Here is a 19,989-nt window from a genome sequence, read left to right as displayed (position 1 = left end):
GGTCCAGAAAGACGGTCATGAAGGAGAGCATCCCCGAAAGCTGGCGTCCCGTGCTGGAACCGGTCCTTGCCCGCGACGAGGCACGTGCGCTGGGCGCTTGGCTGCGGGCGGAGGAGGCGGCAGGCAAGACCGTCTATCCGCCGCGCGGACAGCGGTTGAAGGCGCTCGAACTGACCCCGCTCGACGCGGTGAAGGTCGTGATCCTCGGGCAGGATCCCTATCATGGGCCGGGCCAGGCGATGGGCCTTGCATTCTCCGTGCCAGAGGGTGTGAAGCTGCCTCCGTCCCTGCGCAACATCTACAAGGAGCTGGCGAGCGATCTGGGCGGGGAGACTCCGATTAGCGGCGACCTCTCGCACTGGTCGCGGCAGGGCGTGCTGCTGCTCAACAACACGCTAACCGTGGAGGACGGCAAGGCGGGCAGTCATGCCGGACGCGGCTGGGACGCGGTGACCGATGCCTGCGTTGCGGCGGTGGCGGCGCGCGACGCGCCCAGCGTCTTCATCCTCTGGGGCAGCCACGCGCAGGCCCAGGCGAAACGGATCGACGGGCTGCGCGACGGGCGCCACCTAGTCATCGAGAGCCCGCACCCCAGCCCGCTTTCGGCGCACCGCGGCTTCTTCGGCTCGAAGCCGTTCAGCCGGTCCAACAGCTTCCTTGTCGAGCATGGGCGCGGGGCGGTGGACTGGCGCGTGTAGGACGGATGTTGGACTGGCCGGGCGCAACGCTACAGGCTGGAACACGGTCTTGGCGGAAAATCCGCGGCCTGTGCGTGCGCTCCCTGAAATACGCGCATTTGTAGGATTCCCGAATGGCTGCATGGCGCGAACTTGCCATTGCCAAGGCTCTGTAGGAAAACGCTTTCATGACCGAGGAAGAAGCTCGTATCCGACTGATCGCCCGCCGCGAGGCACTCGATGCCGAGGACGCGGCCAATGCGGATTCACGCGACACGGTCGAGCTGCAACAGGACAGTGTCGGCCGCCTCAGTCGGATGGACGCGATTCAGCAGCAGGCCATGGCTCAGGCCACCGCGCGCCGCCGCGTCGCCGAACGCGCGCGCATCGTAGCGGCGCTTGCGCGGCTCGACGAGGGGGAATGGGGCTGGTGCAGCGCTTGCGGGAATGAGATTGCCGGGAAACGGTTGGCGCACGATCCCAGCGTCGCCCGATGCGTCGACTGCGCGGGGTAGTCGGCGCTCGGGCACCGCCCGCTAATCCTATGGCAAACAATCGGAACTTTCACGGGTCTCCAAGCGCTCACTTGTCGAGAAATAAAAGGGGAATTCATGGACAAGGCAGTCCGCATCATCTTCGCCGCGGTTGCGGCGACGGCACTTATCACAACGCTGATTTCGCTCATACCTAGCGATCAATGGTTCATTCGTGCAGTCGATCTGGTGCGCGAACCCTTCGCTTATGTCGGTATTCTGCTTGCCGTGTTAGCCGCGCTCTTCGTGCGGCAGCTGCGCTGGCTGATTGCGGGCACCTTCTTGGTCGTGGCGCTGATCCACGCATGGCGCATCTGGCCTTATAATCCTCTCGCCGGAAACGAAATCGCCTTCTACGAGCCCAAAGGTAATGACCGGTGCTTCACCGCGCTGGCGGTGAACGTGAAGGTCAAGAATACCGATTTCCAGAGCGTGATCGACCAGATCGACGCGGTCGATCCCGATGTCTTGCTCCTGATGGAGACCGATCAGAAATGGGCCGATGCGCTTGCCCCTGTCGTGGGCCGATATCGGCAAACCCTCTCGGAAATCCAGCCAAAGGCGTTTGGCATGATCTTCGCCTCGCGCTTGCCGGTGCGCAGTTCGCAAATGCTCGAAAATACGCATCGCGACACGCCCACGCTTTACGCCACAATCGAGATCCCCGGTAGTTCGGCTTTCGAATTCATCGGCCTTCACCCCAAACCACCCCTGCCAGGCTGGGATACCGGGGAGCGTGACCGGAACATCGTCGATGCCGGTGCGAAAACACCCGACAATCTACCCAATGCGGTAACGATGGGCGATTTCAACGATGTGCCTTGGTCACGCACGACCACGAAGTTTCGCGAGGGTGGCAACTGGATGGACCCGCGTATCGGACGGGGGACCTATCCCACCTTTCCCTCGAACCTGCTGCTACTCGGCTGGCCGCTGGATCAGATCATGTTGAAGGGAAACATGGGCCTGCGCGGCTTTGAGATCATGCCTGACAATGGATCCGACCATCGAGCTATGCGGGCTGACCTTTGTGCGAAACAACGGGTCTAACGCGGCAACTCGCTAACCCCCATCAGCGCCTCGTCCACAGCGCGGGCGCATTGGCGTCCCTCGCGGATGGCCCAGACGACGAGGCTCTGCCCGCGCCGCATGTCGCCGCAGGCATAGACGTGCGGTTCGCTGGTGGCGTAGCGGTTGGTGTCGGCCTTTACATTGCCGCGCCCGTCCAGTTCGACGCCCGCCCGGTCGAGCAGGCCGCGCCGCTTGGGGCCGGTGAAGCCCATGGCGAGGAGGATGAGGTCGGCTTTCAGCGTGAACTCGCTGCCTTCCACTTCGACCAGCTTGCCGCCCTGCCATTCCACGCGGACGCATTCGAGGCCGGCGACCTGGCCGCCTTCCTCGACCACACGCTTGGTCAACACCGCCCAGTCGCGGTCGACCCCTTCCTCGTGGCTGGAGGAGGTGCGCAGCTTCACCGGCCAGTCGGGCCAGGTCAGCGCCTTGTCCTCGTGTTCGGGCGGCTTGGGCATGATTTCGAGCTGGGTGACGCTGGCCGCGCCCTGACGGTTGCTGGTGCCCACGCAATCGCTGCCGGTGTCGCCGCCGCCGATCACGATCACGTGCTTGTCGGTCGCGGTGAGCGAGCCGCGCGGGGCGGCGCGCACTTCGTCGTCGCCCGCGTTGCGCTTGTTCTGCTGGGTGAGGAATTCCATCGCGAAGCGCACACCGGGAAGCTCCGCGCCGGGGATGTGCAGCATGCGCGCCTCTTCCGCGCCGCCTGCCAGCACCACCGCGTCGAAATTCTCCTTCAGCGCCTCGAAGCTGACTTCCACGCCGACCTCGCTGGAGGTGCGGAACTGCACACCCTCGGCCTCCATCTGCACCGCGCGGCGGTTGATGAGGTGCTTTTCCATCTTGAAGTCGGGAATGCCGTAGCGAAGCAATCCGCCGAGCCGGTCGGACTTTTCGAACACGGTGACGGCATGGCCCCCGCGCGCCAGTTGCTGCGCGGCGGCAAGGCCTGCGGGGCCGGAGCCGATAACCGCGACCGACTTGCCGGTCTGCTTCTCGGGGACCTGCGGCTTGACCCAGCCTTCCTTGAAGCCGCGGTCGATGATGGCACATTCGATGCTCTTGATGGTCACCGGTGCATCGACGATATTCAGCGTGCAGGCAGCCTCGCAGGGGGCGGGACAGACGCGGCCGGTGAACTCGGGGAAGTTGTTGGTCGAGTGCAGGACTTCGAGCGCGTTCTTCCAGTCGTCCTCGTAGACGAGGTGGTTCCAGTCCGGGATGATGTTGTTCACCGGACAGCCGTTGTGACAATAGGGAATGCCGCAATTCATGCAGCGCGCGGCCTGCTTCTGCAGCGCGTCCTTATCGTGCGGAACGGTGAATTCCTTGTAGTTCTTCAGCCGCTCCGCGGGGTCGAGATAGGTGCGATCCTCGCGCTCGTATTCGAGAAAGCCGGTTTCCTTGCCCATTATTCTGCAGCCTCCATTGCTGCGTCCTCGCGCTCGTCCTCGAGCGTCTTGAGCGCGCGCGCGTAGTCGCGCGGCATCACCTTGCGGAAGTTCTTCAGTTCGTTCCCCCATTCGTCGAGCAGCGCCTTGGCGTGGCCTGAACCGGTGTGGAGGTGGTGGCGTTCGACCAACACCTTGAGGCGTTCGGCATCGTGGTAGAGCGGGTCGCCCATGCCGGGGTTCTCGACCGAAACAGCGCGTTGCTGCGGCTTGCCCCAGCTTTTCTCCGCGCCTTCCCCGTCGCCCGGTTTCACGTCGAGAATATCGACCTGCGCGTGGTTGACGAGGCGGTCGAATTCGCCGTCGGGGTCATAGACATAGGCAATGCCGCCGCTCATGCCGGCTGCCACGTTGCGCCCGGTCTTGCCGAGCACGCAGACGACGCCGCCGGTCATGTATTCCAGCGCATGGTCGCCCGTGCCCTCGACCACGGTGACCGCGCCCGAATTGCGCACGGCGAAGCGTTCGCCCGCAACGCCGGCGAAATAGGCTTCGCCCGCAATCGCGCCGTAGAGCACGGTGTTGCCGACGATTATGTTGTCGGTCGGCTCGCGGCCCACGCCCTGCGGCGGTTTCACCACGATCCGCCCGCCCGACAGCCCCTTGCCGACATAGTCGTTGGCATCGCCGGTCAGGCTCATGGTCACGCCATGGGCGAGCCAGGCGCCGAAGCTCTGCCCGGCCACGCCGGTGAGGTCGATGCGAATGGTGTCCTGCGGCAGGCCGTGATGGCCATAGGCTTCCGCAATCCGGCCCGAGAGCATCGTGCCGACGGTGCGGTTCACATTGCGGATGGAGCGCGTCAGCTGCACCGCCTGCCCGCTTTCGATGGCCGGCTTGCAGGCCTCGATCAGCTCGACATCCATCGCGGCGGCAAGACCGTGGTCCTGCGTTTCGGTGTGATGGAGCGGCTGGCCTTCCTTCAGCGGCACCTCGTGGAGGATGCGACCAAGGTCGACGCCATGCGCCTTCCAGTGGCGGCGCACCCGGCGCATGTCGAGCTTGTCGACGCGGCCGACCATTTCCTCGACGGTGCGGAAGCCCATCTCGCCCATGATCTGGCGGAGCTCTTCGGCGACGAAGAAGAAGTAGTTGATTACGTGCTCGGGCGTGCCGGTAAAACGCTTGCGCAGCACCGGATCCTGCGTGGCGACGCCGACGGGACAGGTGTTGAGGTGGCACTTCCTCATCATGATGCAGCCCGCAGCGATCAGCGGGGCGGTGGCGAAACCGAACTCGTCCGCGCCCAGCAGCGCGCCGATGGCGACATCGCGGCCCGTGCGCAGGCCGCCGTCGACCTGCACCGCGATGCGGCTGCGAAGGTCATTGAGGAGCAGCGTCTGCTGCGTTTCGGCAAGGCCGATTTCCCACGGGGATCCTGCGTGCGTCAGACTGGTCAGCGGGCTTGCACCCGTGCCGCCCTCATAGCCCGAGATGGTGATGTGGTCGGCCTTGGACTTGGAGACGCCCGCCGCCACCGTGCCCACGCCCACCTCACTCACCAGCTTCACCGAAATGCGGCTGTCCGGCTGGACGTTCTTCAGGTCGTGGATCAGCTGCGCCAGATCCTCGATCGAGTAGATGTCGTGATGCGGCGGCGGCGAGATGAGGCCCACACCGGGGGTCGAATGGCGCACCTTGCCGATGCGCTTGTCGACCTTGTGTCCGGGCAGCTGGCCGCCTTCGCCGGGCTTTGCGCCCTGCGCCATCTTGATCTGGATATCGTCCGAATTGACGAGATATTCCGCCGTCACGCCGAAACGCCCGCTGGCGACCTGCTTGATCCGGCTTCGCATGGAATCGCCATTGTCGAGCGGCTGGAAGCGTTCGGGTTCTTCGCCGCCTTCGCCCGTGTTGGAACGCCCGCCGATGCGGTTCATTGCGATGGCGAGCGTCGAATGCGCTTCGTGACTGATCGAGCCGAAGCTCATCGCGCCGGTGCTGAACCGTTTGACGATCTCGGCTGCCGGTTCGACTTCATCGATGTCGAGCGGACGTTCGGCCTTTTTCAGTTCCATCAGGCCGCGGATCGTCAGCAGCCGTTCGGACTGCTCGTTCACGCTTTTGGCGAATTCCTCGTAATTCTTCGGGTCCGACCCGCGCACCGCGTGCTGGAGGTTGGCGATGTTCTGCGGGGTCCAGGCGTGGTCCTCGCCCCGGATGCGGTATTGGTAGATGCCGCCGACATCGAGCATGCCCTTGTAAAGCGGACTGTCGCCGAAGGCTTGCGCATGGCGGCGCACAGTTTCCTCGGCCACTTCCTTGAGCCCAATGCCCTCGATGGTGGTCGCAGTACCCGTGAAATAGGTGTCGATAAAATCGCTCGACAGGCCGACCGCGTCGAAGATCTGCGCGCCGCAATAGGACTGATAGGTTGAGATGCCCATCTTGGACATGACCTTGAGAATGCCCTTGCCAACCGCCTTGACGAAGTTCGTCTGCACCACCTCGGGATCGAGATCGGGCAGCTTGCGCGCGCGCAGGTCTTCCAGCGTTTCGAAGGCAAGATAGGGATTGATGCCTTCCGCGCCATAGCCCGCCAGCGCGCAGAAATGATGCACCTCGCGCGCTTCGCCGGTTTCGATGACGAGGCCGGTCTGCATGCGCAGCCCCTGCCGCACCAGCTGGTGGTGCACCGCCGCCGTCGCCAGCAAGGCGGGCATGGCGATGCGGTCCGGCCCCTGATTGCGGTCGGACAGGATGAGGATGTTGGCATCGCCCAACACCGCCTCGGTCGCGGCCCAGCACATCTCCTTCAGCGCCATGGCGAGACCATCCGCGCCCGTGCTGGCGTCCCAGGTGATGTCGATGGTCGCGGTGCGGAACGCCCCGTCCAGCGCCACTTCGACCGAGCGGATCTTGGCAAGGTCGGTGTTGGTGAGGATCGGCTGCGATACTTCTAGGCGCTTGTGCGTACCGCCGTCCCGGCCCAGAAGGTTCGGGCGCGGGCCGATCATGGAGAGCAGGCTCATCACCAGTTCTTCGCGGATCGGGTCGATGGGCGGGTTGGTGACCTGCGCGAAATTCTGTTTGAAGTAGTCGTAAAGCAGGCGGCTCTTTTCGGAGAGCACCGCAATCGGCGTATCGGTGCCCATCGAGCCGATGGGGTCCTCGCCATTGGCGGCCATCGGTTCGAGGAAGCGGCTGATGTCTTCCTGCGTGTAACCGAAGGCCTGCTGGCGGTTGAGCAGCGGGATGGTGCTCTCGGCGATTTCGGAAAGGTCGGGCTCGATATGGTCGAGGTCGGCGAGCTTGTACTGCGCCTTCTCCAGCCACGCCTCGTAAGGCTCGGCAGCGGCGAGGTCGGCCTTAAGCTCCTCGTCGGTGACGATGCGGCCTTCCTCGAGATCGATCAGCAGCATCTTGCCCGGCTGGAGGCGCCACTTGCGGGTGATCTCGTCTTCCTCGAACGGCAGGACGCCGCTTTCCGAAGCGAGCACGACGAGGTCGTCCTTGGTCGTGCACCAGCGCGCAGGCCGCAGGCCGTTACGGTCGAGGCAGGCGCCGATCTGCTTGCCGTCGGTAAAGCAGACGGCAGCGGGCCCGTCCCATGGCTCCATCAGTGCGGCGTGATATTCGTAGAACGCGCGGCGCGCGGGATCCATCAGCTCGTTCTTCGCCCAGGCTTCGGGCATGAGCATCATCATCGAATGCGCGAGGCTGTACCCGCCCGTCAGCAGCAGCTCGAGCGCGTTGTCGAGGCAGGCGGTGTCCGATTGTCCATGTGGGATAAGCGGCCACATCTTGTCGAGGTCGGCGCCCAGAAGTTCGCTTTCCATCGTCCGGCGGCGCGCTTCCATCCAGTTCACATTGCCGCGAACCGTATTGATCTCGCCATTATGCGCCATGAAGCGATAGGGGTGGGCGAGGCGCCAACTGGGGAAGGTGTTGGTGCTGAACCGCTGGTGCACGAGGCCGAGCGCGGAGACGCAATCGGGATCGCGCAGATCGTCGTAGAAACTGCCGACCTGATTTGCGAGCAGCAGCCCCTTGTAGACCACGGTGCGGCTGTTAAAGCTCGGGATATAGGCCTGGCTGAGGCCGGGGATATTGTGCTTCGCTTCCAGCGCCGCGAGCGGGTTCAGCGTCTGCTTGCGGATCACCACCAGCTTGCGCTCGAAGGCCTCGCGGCTGGCGCAGTTCATGCCGCGGGCGATCACGCATTGGCGGATGACCGGCATGGAGGCGATGACCGCATCTCCCAGCCCGTCCAGAGTGGTGGGCACATCGCGCCAGCCGACGACGCGCTGGCCTTCTTTCTCGGCGAAGCGTTCAAGCTGGCTCTCGACAAACTGCCGCGCTTCTTCTTCCTGCGGGAGGAAGCACATGGCGAGCGCGTAATCGCCTTCCGCCGGCAGGTCGTATTCATGCGCTTCGGCCCATTTGCGGATCAGCGGGTCGGGCGTCTGGATGAGGATGCCGGCTCCATCGCCCAGCAGCGGGTCCGCGCCCACCGCCCCGCGATGGTCGAGATTGGCGAGGATGGTGAGCGCCTGTTCGATGATCGCGTGGCTCTTCTCGCCCTTGATATGCGCGACCATGCCGACGCCGCAGGCATCGTGTTCGTTGCGCGGATCGTAAAGCCCCTGGGAAAGGGGGCCTTCGCCGGGGTTATGATGGGCCGAAACCTGCATTCGCTTAAAGCGTCCTCCTGACCGGCGTTCCCCGTACGAACCTTGGCGGTCCGGAAGGAACGCGGAAATTGTGCAACGCCGCACGACGGCGCCCGCCAAAATGTCGCGAGGCTTCCTATTGGAGGTAACAAAGCGGTTTTGCAACCGGCGGAAGGTTTAGGAAAATTTCACGAGGCCCAAGAATTGCCGATTCCTGCCGCATTGCAGCATTGGGCAGCATGGCGAATAGGTATCCGCTGCGGCGGAGCGTGACCTAGTCGCGGCGGTTGACCTGGCCCAAGCGGTCGAGCGCGCTCCGCAAGGCGGCCTGCGCGTCGGTTTGGGAGGAGGCGGGGCCTTCATTTTCAGCCTCCTCGTCCGAAACCTCTTCATCGTCGTCGGCGGCGGCAATAGCGGCGCCGGGCGGCTGCGGCATCCGGCGGCTGGCTTCGCGGCGCAGGAAGGCAATCACGGGATCGTCGTCGGAGGCTTCGGGCAGGTTGTCGTCGCCACCCGGCTCGTCCCCGTCCCACTCGCCCTCCGGGGCGGTTTCGCGTGTCATGGGGATTGGCTGGGGCGCGGGGCGGCGCGCCGCCTCCTCGCTCTCGGCGACCATGGCCTTATGCGCGTCGAGCGCACCCTCGAGACGGCCGAGCAGGGCCTCGAGGCTCATGTCGCCCATCGCCGGAGCGACCTCGGCTTCGGCCACGACCTCGTCGTCGAGCGGCGCTTGCGTGGCATCGGGTTTGGTTTCGCCGGGGTCCGCGACGCTAACGTATTCGGCTGCCTCTTCGGGGAGCTCCTCGAACTCGGCGAATTCATAACCGGTTTCGGCTTCGTCCTCGCTGTCGTCCTCGACTGCGGTTTCGATCGTCTGGGAAACGGGCGCACCCTCCTCGGGCATGTCCTCGGCCGGTACGTAGTCGCCGTTCATCCCGGCATAGACTGCGTCGAAATCCTCTTCGGGCGTTGCGACGGGTTCGTATTCGACAGTGAACTCCTGCTCGTAGCCGTCGCCTTCCTCGTCGCTATCCCGGGCCTCGCGGGGCGGAGCGCTGATGGCGATGCCTTCCTCGCCGATATCCTCGCGTGCGGAGAAGACGCGGCGACGTCGCGGCTGTTCGAGGTCCTCGACGTCCGGCTCGTCGCTCCAGGCGCTTTCGTCATGCACTTCGAAACCGGGCGCAAAGGCGCGCGGTGCGGTGGCGGCCGCGACGCGCGCGGCAACCGCTATGCCGAGGAACAGGCCAAAAAGCGCGACCACGCCGCAGATCACCGCGACGCCCGCCGGGCTGACCGGCGGCGCGAACATCGGGTCGAGGCCGGCAAGGCCGGTGCTCTGGGCAATCAGCGCGTGGACATGGGGCGGCATGAGCCACAGCCCGCCGCCCAGGAGCAGCGCGAACCACGCCCCGATAGCCGGTTTGAACCATGTCCGGCCCATGAGACCGGTGTTGTCGAAGCTGTCGCTCATTCGGTTCCTGTCTGGCGCTTGGTCATGCCTGTCTTCGCCCTTCGCGCTAGGCTCGCTTGGTTAACTTTGACCTAACGATGCCTGTTCCCGGCAGCTTGTGCAATCGGCGAAACGCTCTGCTCCGCAATGCCGTAACGGCAGATTTCGGGCAGTTGCACCCCTTTGATCCTTCCGCCATGAGGTTCCCGCACACCGCGCGATCCAGAGTCGCGCGACACCGCACAAGTTTGCCAAGGAGAGCGATGAATGAGCCCCCAGGACGTAGCAGCCAAGGTCGGTGAACAGGTCGGCACCAGTGATTGGGTCGAGATGACGCAGGAGCGCATCAACCAGTTCGCTGAAGCGACCGGCGACCACCAGTTTATCCATGTGAACGAGGAAGCGGCCAAGATGACGCCCTTCGGCGGCACCATCGCGCACGGCTTCCTGACGCTTTCGATGATCCCCTACCTCACCGCGAACAGCGACGTGCCGCGGGTCGACGGGATCAAGATGGCCGTGAACTATGGCGGCAACAAGACGCGTTTCATCAACCCGGTTCGTTCGGGCAAGCGTATTCGCGGCCACTGGAAGATGCTCGAAATGACCGAAAAGCGTCCCGGCCAGTGGCAGCAGATCATGGAAATCACCATCGAGATCGAAGGCGAGGACAAGCCTGCGCTGATCTGCGAATGGATGACCATGTATTTCGTCTGATTTCCCCTCTCCTCCCCGGAAGAAACCAGACATTCAAATTAAGCCAAGGAATATCCCATGCGTGACGCAGTCATCGTTTCCACCGCCCGTACCGGTATGGGCAAGGCCTACAAGGGCGCCTTCAACTCCACCCCCGGCGCGACGCTCGGCGCCTATGCGCTGAAGCCCGCGATCGAGCGTGCCGGTATCGACGCCGGCGAGCTTGACGACGTGCTGTGGGGCGCCGCGCTCCAGCAGGGTGCGCAGGCCGGCAATCTCGGTCGCCAGGTCGCGCTGCGCGCCGGTTGCCCGATCGGCGTGTCGGGCATGACCATCGACCGCCAGTGCTCCTCGGGCCTGATGACCATCGCCACGGCAGCCAAGCAGGTCATCACCGACCGCATGCAGATCGTCGGCGCAGGCGGGCAGGAAAGCATTTCGCTGGTCCAAACCAAGGAAATGCGCGTGATGCCCGATCCCGAATTGATGGGTATGCACGGCGCGATCTACATGCCGATGCTGCAGACCGCCGAAACGGTTGCCCAGCGCTATGGCATCAGCCGCGAAGCGCAGGACGAATACGCGCTTCAGAGCCAGCAGCGCACGGCCGCCGCTCAGGAAGCCGGTATTTTCGACGACGAAATCGTTTCGGTCAGCACCAAGCACAAGGTGCAGAACAAGGAGACGGGCGAGATCACCGACGAGGACGTGACTATCGCCAAGGACGAGGGCAACCGCCCTTCGACCACGCTGGAAGGTCTTTCCTCGCTCCAGCCGGTCATGGGCCCGGGCACGACGATCACGGCAGGTAACGCCAGCCAGCTGTCGGACGGTTCGGCCGCGGTCGTCGTCATGGAAGCCAAGGAAGCCGAGAAGCGCGGCCTCAGTCCGCTCGGCCGGTACATCGGCATGGCGGTTGCCGGCACAGAGCCCGACGAAATGGGCATCGGCCCGATCTTCGCCATCCCCAAGCTGCTCGAACGCTTCGACATGAAGGTCGAGGACATCGACCTGTGGGAGCTGAACGAAGCCTTCGCTGTGCAGGTCCTCTACTGCCGCGACAAGCTGGGCATCGATAACGACAAGCTCAACGTCAACGGCGGCTCGATCTCCATCGGCCACCCCTACGGCATGACCGGCGCCCGCTGCGTCGGCCACATCCTGCGCGAAGGCCAGCGCCGCAAGGCGAAGTACGGCGTCGTCACCATGTGCGTGGGCGGCGGCATGGGCGCAGCGGGATTGTTTGAAATTTTCTAAGCAAACGAGGTGACACGATGACCGAGCGGTGGCCCAAACTCGATTACGAGGGCGACCGCCCGGTCATCGAAAGCCTCCACGCCTATCTCCAAGTCGTGGGCAAGCTGCCCACGCGCGGCATTCGCTGGTGCAACCACAGCTGGCACCTCGCCCTGCGCGTGGTGCCACGCGGCTTTCGCAGCTATCCGGTCGAAACACCCGGCGGCGAAGCGGAGATCACCTTCGACTGCCTGTCGAGCGCGGTGGCGGTCGAGACCTCGACCGGCTTTGCCGATGGTTTCAAGGTCGAGGGCCAGACGGTCGCGAAATTCCACGAGCAGCTAGGCGAGCTCCTCTCGCTCGCCGGGGTCGAAACCTCGATCGACGGCGCGCCGAACGAGGTGGAGGAGGCCGTGCCTTTCGCCCGCGACCACCGCGAGCGAGAATGGGACGTGGCCACGCTCGCTCGCATCCACCGCGCCTTTTCCGATGCGAACCGTGTCTTCGAGGCCTTCCGCACCGGCTTCGTCGGCAAGTCTTCGCCCAGCCACCTCTTCTGGGGCAGTTTCGACCTTGCCGTAACGCGTTTCTCGGGCCGCGAGGCGCCGCTTCATCCCGGCGGCTTTCCCAACCTGCCCGATCGGGTGACACGCGAGGCCTATAGCCATGAAGTCGCCAGCGCGGGATTCTGGCTAGGCGGCGGAGGCGTCGACGAGGCGGCTTTCTATGCCTATGGCTACCCTACGCCGGACGGTTTGGGCGATAGCGCGATCAAGCCGGATGCAGCCTACTGGCATCAAGAGCTGGGTGAATTCGTTCTCCCCTACGAGGAAGTCCGCAGTTGCGAGGAGCCCGGAGGGATGCTCACGGCATTTCTCGAAACCACTTACGCCGCTGTCGCCGACACTGGCGACTGGCCGCGCGAGACACTCGAAATCCCGCGCGGCGCATTCGGCCATCCGTATGATGTCGAGTCCCTGCGAGAGGGTTGAGGCCTAGCGCTCCTTGATTTCGCCCGAGCCTGTGTGGTTCACTATCTCGACGTTCTTGGCCGAGAGATAGAGAATGTCTCCCGAACCGTTGTTCCACGCGATGAGATTGCCGACCTCGGATACGATGATGTCACCCGAGCCGCTCACGCGCGCATCGAGATTTCCCACCGGACCTAAGGCAATGTCGCCCGATCCGTTCGCATCGGCATCGACGCTGCCGATGGCGGAATTCGAGAAGTCGATATCTCCCGAACCGCGGGCGAGCGCTTTAAGCGTGCCGAGCGCGCCTTCGAAGGTGATGTCACCCGAGCCGCTGCTTTCGACATCGAGCCCTTCGGCAGCCCAGCCCTGAATGGCGATATCGCCCGCAGAAGGGCTCTCGATCCGGGCAAGGGACGGCAGCGAGAGATAGACGTTGAAGGGATTGCGGGTGGTGTAGGTGCCTTCTGCTTGGATCGTCAGCCTGCCGCCGTCCTGTTCGACCACGATGGAATCGAGCAAATTGTCATCGGCCTCGACCGTCAAAGAGGGCTCGCCCATCGTGAACACCACATTCACCGGCGCGGAGAGCACGAGCGTATCGGCCGCACCCACCTCGCGTTTCTCCTGCGCGAAGGTGCCGGAGCCGACCGTGCGCTCGCCCACCCAATTGACATCGTGCGAGTTGTAGGTGTGGCTGCAGCCCGCCAAGGCGATGCTCGCGGCGCAGGCGGCAAGCAGGGGTTTGAAAGAAAACGGCATCTGCCTCTCCGTATTAGTTGCCTCACACACCTCATAGCCAGTGATCGCCCCATCGAGCAATCGGCTTTTGCCGAAACTGGCAAGCGGTTGGACGAGCCTGAGAAAGAGGCGCATAGTCAGGCCCATGGGCATCATGGAAATCATCGGCATCGCCGGAAGCGTCAGCCTGCTTGCGGGCTGGCGGCTGTACTTGAGCATCTTCGCAACCGGTCTCGCCATGCGGCTCGACGCGATACCACTGCCCGAGCACCTGCAAAGCCTCGACGCGCTGGCAAACCCCTGGGTGATGGGCGTGGCCGCGATTGCTGCGATTGCCGAATTTTTCGCTGACAAGGTCATGTGGCTCGACAGCGCGTGGGACGCGATTCACACCTTCGTGCGGCCGGTCGGCGGTGCGCTGCTGGCGCTGGCCATCGTCGATCCTTCGGACCCGGCGACACAGGTGGTGGCTTTCCTTCTCGGCGGCGGGGCGGCGCTGACGGCGCATGCGGGCAAGGCGGGCGTGCGCGGGGTCGTGAACGCCAGCCCCGAACCGGTGAGCAATATGGCGGTCTCGACCGTCGAGGACGTGGCAACCGTCGGGCTGCTCTATCTCGCCTATGAATATCCCTATCTTGCCGGCGGGATCGCGCTGGTGCTGCTGGTGCTGGTGGTCTGGCTGATCTGGATGGCGCGCAAGATCGTTCGTAGCCTCTTCCGGCGCAAGCCTGCCGATCCGCCGCCGACCTAGCGCCTAGTCGCGGCTGAGCTGGAAGACTGCAAATTCCGCACGCCAGTTTGTGCCGCTGGTGACCGGCTTTCCGTCGGCAAAGAACCACTCCCGTTCGACCTTGGCGTTCTTCTCATCCGCAAGCTCGCGGAAATCCTTCACCGTGACGTGGTGGATGTTGGGCGTTTCGTACCAGCTCACCGGAATGGCGCGCGTGACTGGCATCCGGCCCCCGAGCATGAGCGCCGAACGGGTGCGCCAATGCGCGAAGTTCGGGAAGGACACGAAGGCCTGCCGCCCGACACGCAGGAGCTGGTCGAGCATGCGATCGGGCCGCGTGGCGGTCTGCAAGGTCTGGCTGAGGACCGTGTAGTCGAACCCCTTTTCGGGATAGTCGGCAAGGTCGCGATTGGCGTCGCCCTGCACCACCGAAAGTCCTTGCGCCACGCAGCGTTCGACGCAGGCTCCGTCGATCTCCATGCCGCGCGCATCGACCTGTTTCGTGTGGCGCAGATTGGCGAGCAGCGCGCCATCGCCGCAGCCGATATCGAGCACGCGCGCATTCTCTGAAATAGCGTCGGCAATCGCCGCAAGGTCCGGGCGCAGGTTCATCCGATGAACCCCTTCACCACGCGGTCGAGCGCAGGCACGTCGAGCAGGAAGCTGTCGTGCCCGTGCGGGGCGGACAGTTCGACGAAGCTCACCGCCGCGCCCGCCGCGTTGAGCGCCCGGACGACGTGGCGGCTTTCGCTGGTCGGGTATAGCCAGTCGCTGTCGAAGCTGACGAGGCAGAAGCGCGCAGCTGTTCCCGCAAAGGCGTTGGCCAACTTGCCGCCATGCTCTTCGGCCAAGTCGAAATAATCCATCGCGCGAGTGATGTAGAGATAGCTGTTCGCATCGAATCGGCGGGTGAAGCCGCTGCCCTGGTAGCGCAGATAGCTTTCGACCTGGAAATCGGCGTCGAAGCCGAAGCTCTTCGCGTCCCGGTCCTGAAGGTTGCGCCCGAACTTCTCGGTCAGCGCCTCTTCGGAAAGGTAGGTGATATGCGCCGCCATGCGCGCCACCGCGAGGCCGGCGTCGGGTGCTTCGCCCTGGTAATAGTCGCCGCCATTCCACCGCGGATCGGCCATCACCGCCTGCCGGCCCAGTTCGTGAAAGGCGATGTTCTGCGCCGAATGGCGGCTGGTCGAGGCGATCACCAGCACGCGCGCCGCCCGCTCCGGCCAGTTGGCGGCGAGGCTCAGCGCCTGCATCCCGCCCATCGATCCGCCCACTACGGCGTGAAGCTGGTCGATGCCCAGCTCGTCGAGCAGCGCGACCAGTGCGCGAACCATGTCGCGAATAGTGATGACCGGAAAGCGCATCGCATAGGGCTTGCCATCGCTCGCCTCGCTCGCGGGTCCGGATGAGCCCATGCAGCTGCCGATGACGTTGGCGCAGATGACGTGGTAACGGTTGGTGTCGATCGGCTTGCCGGGGCCGACCATGCGCTCCCACCAGCCGGGCTTGCCTGTAACCGGATGCTCGCTCGCGACATACTGGTCGCCGGTGAGCGCGTGGCACAGGAGGATGGCGTTGGATCGGTCCTCGTTCGGCGCGCCGTAGGTCTCGTAAGCGATGCACGCGTTCACCAGCTCTCCGCCGCCATCGAGCGGCAGTGGATCGTTCAAACGCAGCGATTGGGATGCCCCGGCCATGGGACCGCCTGTAACCGCAGCGAAGCGGCTTGTCGAAGGGCGGATTTTCTTTCATGCGCCGAAGCCGCAATGACAGACAAACCGCAGATGAAACCCTGGATCGAAAAGATCCATGCCTATGTTCCCGGCAAGAGCAAGGGGGCGGACGGGCGCGAGCTGGTCAAGCTCTCGGCAAATGAGAACCCGCTGGGATGTAGCGAGAAGGCGCTTGCGGCGCTGGCAGAGCCCGCCGGGCCCGCGCGCTATCCGGATCCCGATGCCAACGCCCTTCGCGCAGGGATCGGGGAGTTGCACGGGATCGATCCGGCGCGGATCGTCTGCGGCACCGGTTCGGACGAACTGCTCAACCTTGCTGCGCAAGGGTTCGCAGGGCCGGGCGACGAGGTGCTCTACGCGCGGTTTTCCTTCGTGGTCTACGAGATCGCGGCGCGGCGGTGCGGGGCTACGCCGGTCGAAGCGCCCGATGTCGATTACGCGACCGATGTCGATCAGCTGCTTGGCGCGGTGACCGACGCGACACGCGTGGTATTCCTAGCAAATCCGAACAATCCCACCGGTACTTTCCTGCCCCGCGCCGAGATCGAACGATTGCACGCAGGGTTGCCCAAGGACGTGCTGCTGGTGGTCGACCAGGCCTATGGCGAATATCTCGAAGCCGGCGAGGACGATGGCGGAATGGAGTTGGCCGCCGAACATAACAACGTGCTGGTCACGCGCACCTTCTCCAAGATCTACGGGCTAGCAGGCGAGCGGATCGGCTGGGCCACCGGCGCGCCGCATCTCGTCGACGCTCTCAACCGCATCCGTGGGCCGTTCAATGTTACCAATTCGGGCCAGAAGGCGGCTATCGCCGGGCTGGGCGATCAGCAATTCGTTGCCGCCTCGCGGGAGGCAAACAACCGGGAGCTTGCGCGCTTCTCGGACGCGATTGATCGGCTGGGTAACCATGGCTTGCGCGCCGTGCCGAGCAAGGCGAATTTCTTGCTCGTCCTGTTCGAAGGCAAGCTCACCGCCGAGGCCGCGCTCGCTGCGTTGGCCGGAGGCGGTTACGCCGTGCGCCACTTGCCGGGCCAAGGCCTGCCGCATGGGCTGCGCATCACCATAGGCACGCCGCATCAGATGGACGATATCGCGGCAATCCTGAGGAACGCTGCCGAAGCGGCCTAGTCGTTGAGCGCGTTGATCGCGTCCAGCACGCGCGCTTCGATTTCTTCGCGGGGGAGGCCCGGCGGGATCGGTTCGCCGAAGCGGTAAGTGATGGTGCCCGGCTTTTTCAGCCAGCGGTGATAGACCTCGCCGCTGCTCACCGCGACCGGCACGACTTCGAGACCGAGCATCTTGTAGAGGCCGGCAAAGCCCGCCTGAAGCTGCCGGCGTTCGCCGTGCGGTATGCGTGTGCCCTCGGGAAAGATCACCAGCGGGCGACCGTCGGCGACCATTTTCTTCGCGCTTCGGATCATGCCCATCAGCATCTTCGCGCCCTTGTCTCGCGCCACGGGAATGAGGCCGTAGGCAAGCGCTGCGCGGCCCCAGCCGGGAATCGCGAACAGCTCCTGCTTGGCGAAGACCGAAGGGCATTCGAGCAAATTGGGCGCGTCGATCGCCTCGAAAAAACTTTCGTGCTTGATGGCGTAGAGCACCGGCTTGTCCGCCGGTGTTCCCTCGATCACCACTTCGGCGCCGATGATGTGCTTGAGGCACCAGCGCTGCCACTGGCCCCAATTCCGCACCCGCCGCCGGAACGCTGCCAGCGAGAAGGGCGCGCTCGCCAGCGAGGCCGCCGTTACGAGGAAGCTGCCGAGGTAGAAAAGAGGGTAGAAGAAGAGGTTACGAAGCAGGAGCATCGCTCGCGTCCGGCTCCCCTTCGCTGGCTTCGTCTGCTCCGGCCTCTTCCTCCGCATCGCCTTCGGGCAGGCCCTGCGAGACTTCGGAGGCGAGCAGCTTGTTGTATTCGAGGAACAGTGTCGCAAGGTCGGGGTGCGAGACCACCGCGTCCTTCACGATGCTGATCCCTGCCGGAAGCGTACCGGCTACTTCGGAATAGGCGCGCGCCATGTGCCAGTTCGTCGTGACGAGGCGGGCGGAGGTGAACTCCTTCTCCTTCATCCACTGCGCCACTTCGCCCGCATTGCTGCGCGTGTCGACAGCGAGGTAACCCAGCGTCACACAGCAATCCATCAGGCGCGAGGACACTTCGAACTGCTCGGCAAATTCGTTCGGCTTCACTTCGGGATCGACGCCGGAGACAAACATTTCCTTCGCCATGTTCTGCTCCACGACTTCGAGGCCACGCGCGATCCGGCCCGGGCCGCCGGTGAGGACGATCACGGCATCGGTCTCGGTCTTGGCAGCGGGTGCCGGCAAGGTCATCGCAAAGCCGAGGAAGCCGAAGGCGTAAACGAGGAAAATGGCGGCAAGCAAGCGCAGGATCACAGCGTTTTCCGTAAGGATGAAAGCACGGTCATGCGTGCCGTGTAGACCGCAATTGCGATGGCGAAAAGCGGGACGAAGGCAATCGCTATCCAATCCAGCGTGGAGAGTGACCCTCCTGCAACCATTCCCGATTGCAGCGCCGAAAACTGCCGACCCAGCAGCAGGACTGCGGCTCCGCCGGCAATCAGGCCCAGTGTGCCGCCCGCGATCGCGTCGAGCAGGATGGAGCGCTGGAAGATGCGCGCAATCTGGTCGTCGCTGCCGCCCAGGAGGTGGACGATCTCGATCGTGTCGCGATTGCCGCCCAGCGCGTTGCGCGCGGCGAGCCAGACGGCGGCGGCGGCAACGAAGCCGAGCATGGCGATGAGCGCGAGCGCCATCCATTTGAGCGCCGACAGCGCCGAGAGAACCGGGGCGAGCCAGTCGGCCTGCGCATCGATCCGCGCTTGCGGCGCAACTTCTTGAAGAGCGGCCTCGAGACGTTCGTAGACCCGCCGGTCGCTGCGTCCCCGCAATTCGAGGTCGATCAGCGCGGGTAGCGGGACGGCTTCCATCTCCTCATCCGTACCCAGCCATGGTTCGAGCAATTCGGCGATGTCGGCGTCGGGGATGACGCGGAAACCGGCGACGGCGGGGTCCTGGGCCAGCACGGTCTCGATCCGTTCGACCTGCGCGGCGCGGCGTGCCGGGTCGGGTTCGATTACCTGCACCGTGGCACGCCCCGCGACATCGCCGCTGGCAGTCGACACCATGTTGGACAGCGCGAGCGCCCCGCTTGCCGCAACAACGGTCAGCGCGACCATGATCGCGATGACCCAGGGCATCGGTCCGCCAAGGCGTGCCTGCGGCAGAAGGCCCGAAGCCCGCCGCCCGCGGAACGGGGCGAGGCCGCTCTCGACCGCCTTGTCGATGGCGGGAGGGCGCTTCACGTGGGCGCTCCGACGGCGTTCTCGCGGCGCGGGGGATAGCGCAGCGCACCGGTGGGATCCGACAGCGTGCCCTTGGACAGCCGCATGATCATGCTGTCGGGCACCTTGCGCAGCAATTGCACATCATGCGTGGCGACCACCACGGTCGTGCCAAGGCGGTTGAGCGCTTCGAACAGGCGCAGCAGCTTCACCGCCATTTCGGGATCGACATTGCCGGTCGGTTCGTCGGCGATGAGGATTTCGGGCCGTCCGATCACCGCGCGGGCGATGGCTACACGCTGCTGTTCGCCGCCCGACAGCGTGGCGGGGCGCGCCTCGGCGCGGTGGGCGAGGCCGACCCATTCGAGCATATCGGCGACCGGTTCGCGCAAGTCCGCCTCGCGCACGCCGGAAACGCGCAAGGGGAGCGCGACATTGTCGAAGGCCGACAGATGATCGACGAGGCGGAAGTCCTGGAACACCACACCCATGCGGCGGCGGAAGGCCGGGAGCCTGTCCCGCGGCAGGGTGATCACATCGCGCCCGAACATGCGGATGCCGCCGCGCGAGGGGCGCTGCGCGAGATAAAGCAGCTTCAGGAGCGAAGTCTTGCCCGCGCCGCTTGCCCCGGTGAGGAAATAGAAGCGGCTGGAAAACAGGGTGAAGGAAATATTCGACAGCACCTCGCGCTCGGTGCCGTAGCGCAAACCGACGTTGTCGAACTGCACGATTTCGCTTTCACGCGCGCTCATCGGAAGAATTCCGGGCCAGTCTGGAAG

General features: G+C 64.6%; 18 protein-coding genes. 8 read left to right on the top strand and 10 right to left on the bottom strand.

The window, feature by feature from the left end:
* The first annotated feature begins 17 nt into the window (after positions 1-17).
* The 3 genes from ED21_RS04575 (at position 18) to ED21_RS04565 (ending at position 2,260) form a co-directional block, all read left to right on the top strand.
* On the top strand, positions 18-698 hold the full coding sequence (locus tag ED21_RS04575) for a uracil-DNA glycosylase (protein WP_006832668.1): 681 nt from the start codon (positions 18-20) through the stop codon (positions 696-698).
* 167 nt (positions 699-865) lie between these two features.
* A complete protein-coding gene (locus tag ED21_RS04570) occupies positions 866-1,192 on the top strand; it encodes a TraR/DksA C4-type zinc finger protein (RefSeq protein ID WP_006832667.1) in 327 nt (108 codons plus the stop codon).
* Positions 1,193-1,288: 96 nt separating this feature from the next.
* Positions 1,289-2,260, top strand: coding sequence for an endonuclease/exonuclease/phosphatase family protein (locus ED21_RS04565; RefSeq protein WP_006832666.1), 972 nt, complete (start codon positions 1,289-1,291; stop codon positions 2,258-2,260).
* On the opposite strand, the gene ED21_RS04560 is transcribed toward ED21_RS04565, so the two are convergent.
* The 3 genes from ED21_RS04560 to ED21_RS04550 all read right to left on the bottom strand — a co-directional run bounded on the left by ED21_RS04560 (position 2,257) and on the right by ED21_RS04550 (position 9,819).
* The gene (locus ED21_RS04560) at positions 2,257-3,693 is read right to left on the bottom strand and encodes a glutamate synthase subunit beta (protein WP_006832665.1); all 1,437 of its coding nucleotides are present in this window, start codon (positions 3,691-3,693) and stop codon (positions 2,257-2,259) included. The two genes, ED21_RS04565 and ED21_RS04560, sit on opposite strands and share 4 nt — an antisense overlap.
* On the bottom strand, positions 3,693-8,366 hold the full coding sequence (gene gltB, locus ED21_RS04555) for a glutamate synthase large subunit (protein WP_006832664.1): 4,674 nt from the start codon (positions 8,364-8,366) through the stop codon (positions 3,693-3,695). Before gltB ends, ED21_RS04560 begins: the two co-directional genes overlap by 1 nt.
* Positions 8,367-8,619: 253 nt before the next feature.
* Positions 8,620-9,819 (bottom strand): hypothetical protein, encoded by a 1,200-nt coding sequence (locus ED21_RS04550; RefSeq protein ID WP_006832663.1) that lies wholly within the window; start codon positions 9,817-9,819, stop codon positions 8,620-8,622.
* A gap of 246 nt (positions 9,820-10,065) precedes the next feature.
* On the opposite strand from ED21_RS04550, the gene ED21_RS04545 reads away from it, so the two are divergent.
* From ED21_RS04545 to ED21_RS04535, 3 genes are read left to right on the top strand one after another with little or no spacing between them, the layout of a single operon-like run.
* Positions 10,066-10,515 (top strand): MaoC family dehydratase, encoded by a 450-nt coding sequence (locus ED21_RS04545; protein WP_006832662.1) that lies wholly within the window; start codon positions 10,066-10,068, stop codon positions 10,513-10,515.
* A gap of 57 nt (positions 10,516-10,572) precedes the next feature.
* Positions 10,573-11,751 carry an acetyl-CoA C-acyltransferase gene (locus ED21_RS04540; protein WP_034921422.1) on the top strand — a complete coding sequence of 393 codons (1,179 nt, stop codon included), beginning with the start codon at positions 10,573-10,575 and terminating at the stop codon, positions 11,749-11,751.
* A 17-nt stretch (positions 11,752-11,768) separates the two neighbouring features.
* Positions 11,769-12,722: a DUF5996 family protein gene (locus ED21_RS04535; protein WP_006832660.1), complete on the top strand. Its 954-nt coding sequence runs from the start codon at positions 11,769-11,771 to the stop codon at positions 12,720-12,722.
* A 3-nt stretch (positions 12,723-12,725) separates the two neighbouring features.
* On the opposite strand, the gene ED21_RS14635 is transcribed toward ED21_RS04535, so the two are convergent.
* A complete protein-coding gene (locus tag ED21_RS14635) occupies positions 12,726-13,463 on the bottom strand; it encodes a head GIN domain-containing protein (RefSeq protein ID WP_198005814.1) in 738 nt (245 codons plus the stop codon).
* Positions 13,464-13,587: 124 nt separating this feature from the next.
* On the opposite strand from ED21_RS14635, the gene ED21_RS04525 reads away from it, so the two are divergent.
* Positions 13,588-14,193 (top strand): DUF4126 domain-containing protein, encoded by a 606-nt coding sequence (locus ED21_RS04525; protein ID WP_006832658.1) that lies wholly within the window; start codon positions 13,588-13,590, stop codon positions 14,191-14,193.
* Positions 14,194-14,196: 3 nt separating this feature from the next.
* Here ED21_RS04525 and metW read toward each other — a convergent pair whose 3' ends face one another.
* Together metW and ED21_RS04515 are read right to left on the bottom strand one after the other, a co-directional pair.
* Complete coding sequence (metW, locus tag ED21_RS04520) at positions 14,197-14,784, bottom strand: methionine biosynthesis protein MetW (protein WP_006832657.1); 588 nt, start codon at positions 14,782-14,784, stop codon at positions 14,197-14,199.
* Complete coding sequence (locus tag ED21_RS04515) at positions 14,781-15,869, bottom strand: homoserine O-acetyltransferase (protein WP_006832656.1); 1,089 nt, start codon at positions 15,867-15,869, stop codon at positions 14,781-14,783. The genes metW and ED21_RS04515 overlap by 4 nt, the downstream gene beginning before the upstream one ends.
* A 69-nt stretch (positions 15,870-15,938) precedes the next feature.
* On the opposite strand from ED21_RS04515, the gene hisC reads away from it, so the two are divergent.
* Positions 15,939-17,036: a histidinol-phosphate transaminase gene (gene hisC / locus ED21_RS04510; RefSeq protein ID WP_006832655.1), complete on the top strand. Its 1,098-nt coding sequence runs from the start codon at positions 15,939-15,941 to the stop codon at positions 17,034-17,036.
* On the opposite strand, the gene ED21_RS04505 is transcribed toward hisC, so the two are convergent.
* The 4 genes from ED21_RS04505 to ftsE are packed head-to-tail and all read right to left on the bottom strand — an operon-like array spanning position 17,033 to position 19,962.
* Entirely contained in the window at positions 17,033-17,713 is a 681-nt protein-coding gene (locus ED21_RS04505; RefSeq protein ID WP_006832654.1) for a 1-acyl-sn-glycerol-3-phosphate acyltransferase, read from the bottom strand. The two genes, hisC and ED21_RS04505, sit on opposite strands and share 4 nt — an antisense overlap.
* The gene (locus ED21_RS04500; protein ID WP_006832653.1) at positions 17,697-18,302 is read right to left on the bottom strand and encodes a YdcF family protein; all 606 of its coding nucleotides are present in this window, start codon (positions 18,300-18,302) and stop codon (positions 17,697-17,699) included. Before ED21_RS04500 ends, ED21_RS04505 begins: the two co-directional genes overlap by 17 nt.
* On the bottom strand, positions 18,299-19,231 hold the full coding sequence (locus ED21_RS04495) for an ABC transporter permease (RefSeq protein WP_006832652.1): 933 nt from the start codon (positions 19,229-19,231) through the stop codon (positions 18,299-18,301). The genes ED21_RS04500 and ED21_RS04495 overlap by 4 nt, the downstream gene beginning before the upstream one ends.
* On the bottom strand, positions 19,228-19,962 hold the full coding sequence (gene ftsE, locus ED21_RS04490) for a cell division ATP-binding protein FtsE (RefSeq protein WP_006832651.1): 735 nt from the start codon (positions 19,960-19,962) through the stop codon (positions 19,228-19,230). The genes ED21_RS04495 and ftsE overlap by 4 nt, the downstream gene beginning before the upstream one ends.
* Positions 19,963-19,989: the final 27 nt, after the last annotated feature.

Source organism: Erythrobacter sp. SD-21, from assembly GCF_000181515.1.
Lineage (GTDB): Bacteria > Pseudomonadota > Alphaproteobacteria > Sphingomonadales > Sphingomonadaceae > Qipengyuania.
This window is presented reverse-complemented; position numbering and strand designations above follow the sequence as displayed.

Coding starts and splice junctions, on each gene's coding strand:
- ED21_RS04575 (WP_006832668.1), top strand. CDS start 18: ATGAAGGAGAGCATCCCCGAAAGCTGGCGTCCCGTGCTGGAACCGGTC.
- ED21_RS04570 (WP_006832667.1), top strand. CDS start 866: ATGACCGAGGAAGAAGCTCGTATCCGACTGATCGCCCGCCGCGAGGCA.
- ED21_RS04565 (WP_006832666.1), top strand. CDS start 1,289: ATGGACAAGGCAGTCCGCATCATCTTCGCCGCGGTTGCGGCGACGGCA.
- ED21_RS04560 (WP_006832665.1), bottom strand. CDS start 3,693: ATGGGCAAGGAAACCGGCTTTCTCGAATACGAGCGCGAGGATCGCACC.
- gltB (WP_006832664.1), bottom strand. CDS start 8,366: ATGCAGGTTTCGGCCCATCATAACCCCGGCGAAGGCCCCCTTTCCCAG.
- ED21_RS04550 (WP_006832663.1), bottom strand. CDS start 9,819: ATGAGCGACAGCTTCGACAACACCGGTCTCATGGGCCGGACATGGTTC.
- ED21_RS04545 (WP_006832662.1), top strand. CDS start 10,066: ATGAGCCCCCAGGACGTAGCAGCCAAGGTCGGTGAACAGGTCGGCACC.
- ED21_RS04540 (WP_034921422.1), top strand. CDS start 10,573: ATGCGTGACGCAGTCATCGTTTCCACCGCCCGTACCGGTATGGGCAAG.
- ED21_RS04535 (WP_006832660.1), top strand. CDS start 11,769: ATGACCGAGCGGTGGCCCAAACTCGATTACGAGGGCGACCGCCCGGTC.
- ED21_RS14635 (WP_198005814.1), bottom strand. CDS start 13,463: ATGCCGTTTTCTTTCAAACCCCTGCTTGCCGCCTGCGCCGCGAGCATC.
- ED21_RS04525 (WP_006832658.1), top strand. CDS start 13,588: ATGGGCATCATGGAAATCATCGGCATCGCCGGAAGCGTCAGCCTGCTT.
- metW (WP_006832657.1), bottom strand. CDS start 14,784: ATGAACCTGCGCCCGGACCTTGCGGCGATTGCCGACGCTATTTCAGAG.
- ED21_RS04515 (WP_006832656.1), bottom strand. CDS start 15,869: ATGGCCGGGGCATCCCAATCGCTGCGTTTGAACGATCCACTGCCGCTC.
- hisC (WP_006832655.1), top strand. CDS start 15,939: ATGACAGACAAACCGCAGATGAAACCCTGGATCGAAAAGATCCATGCC.
- ED21_RS04505 (WP_006832654.1), bottom strand. CDS start 17,713: ATGCTCCTGCTTCGTAACCTCTTCTTCTACCCTCTTTTCTACCTCGGC.
- ftsE (WP_006832651.1), bottom strand. CDS start 19,962: ATGAGCGCGCGTGAAAGCGAAATCGTGCAGTTCGACAACGTCGGTTTG.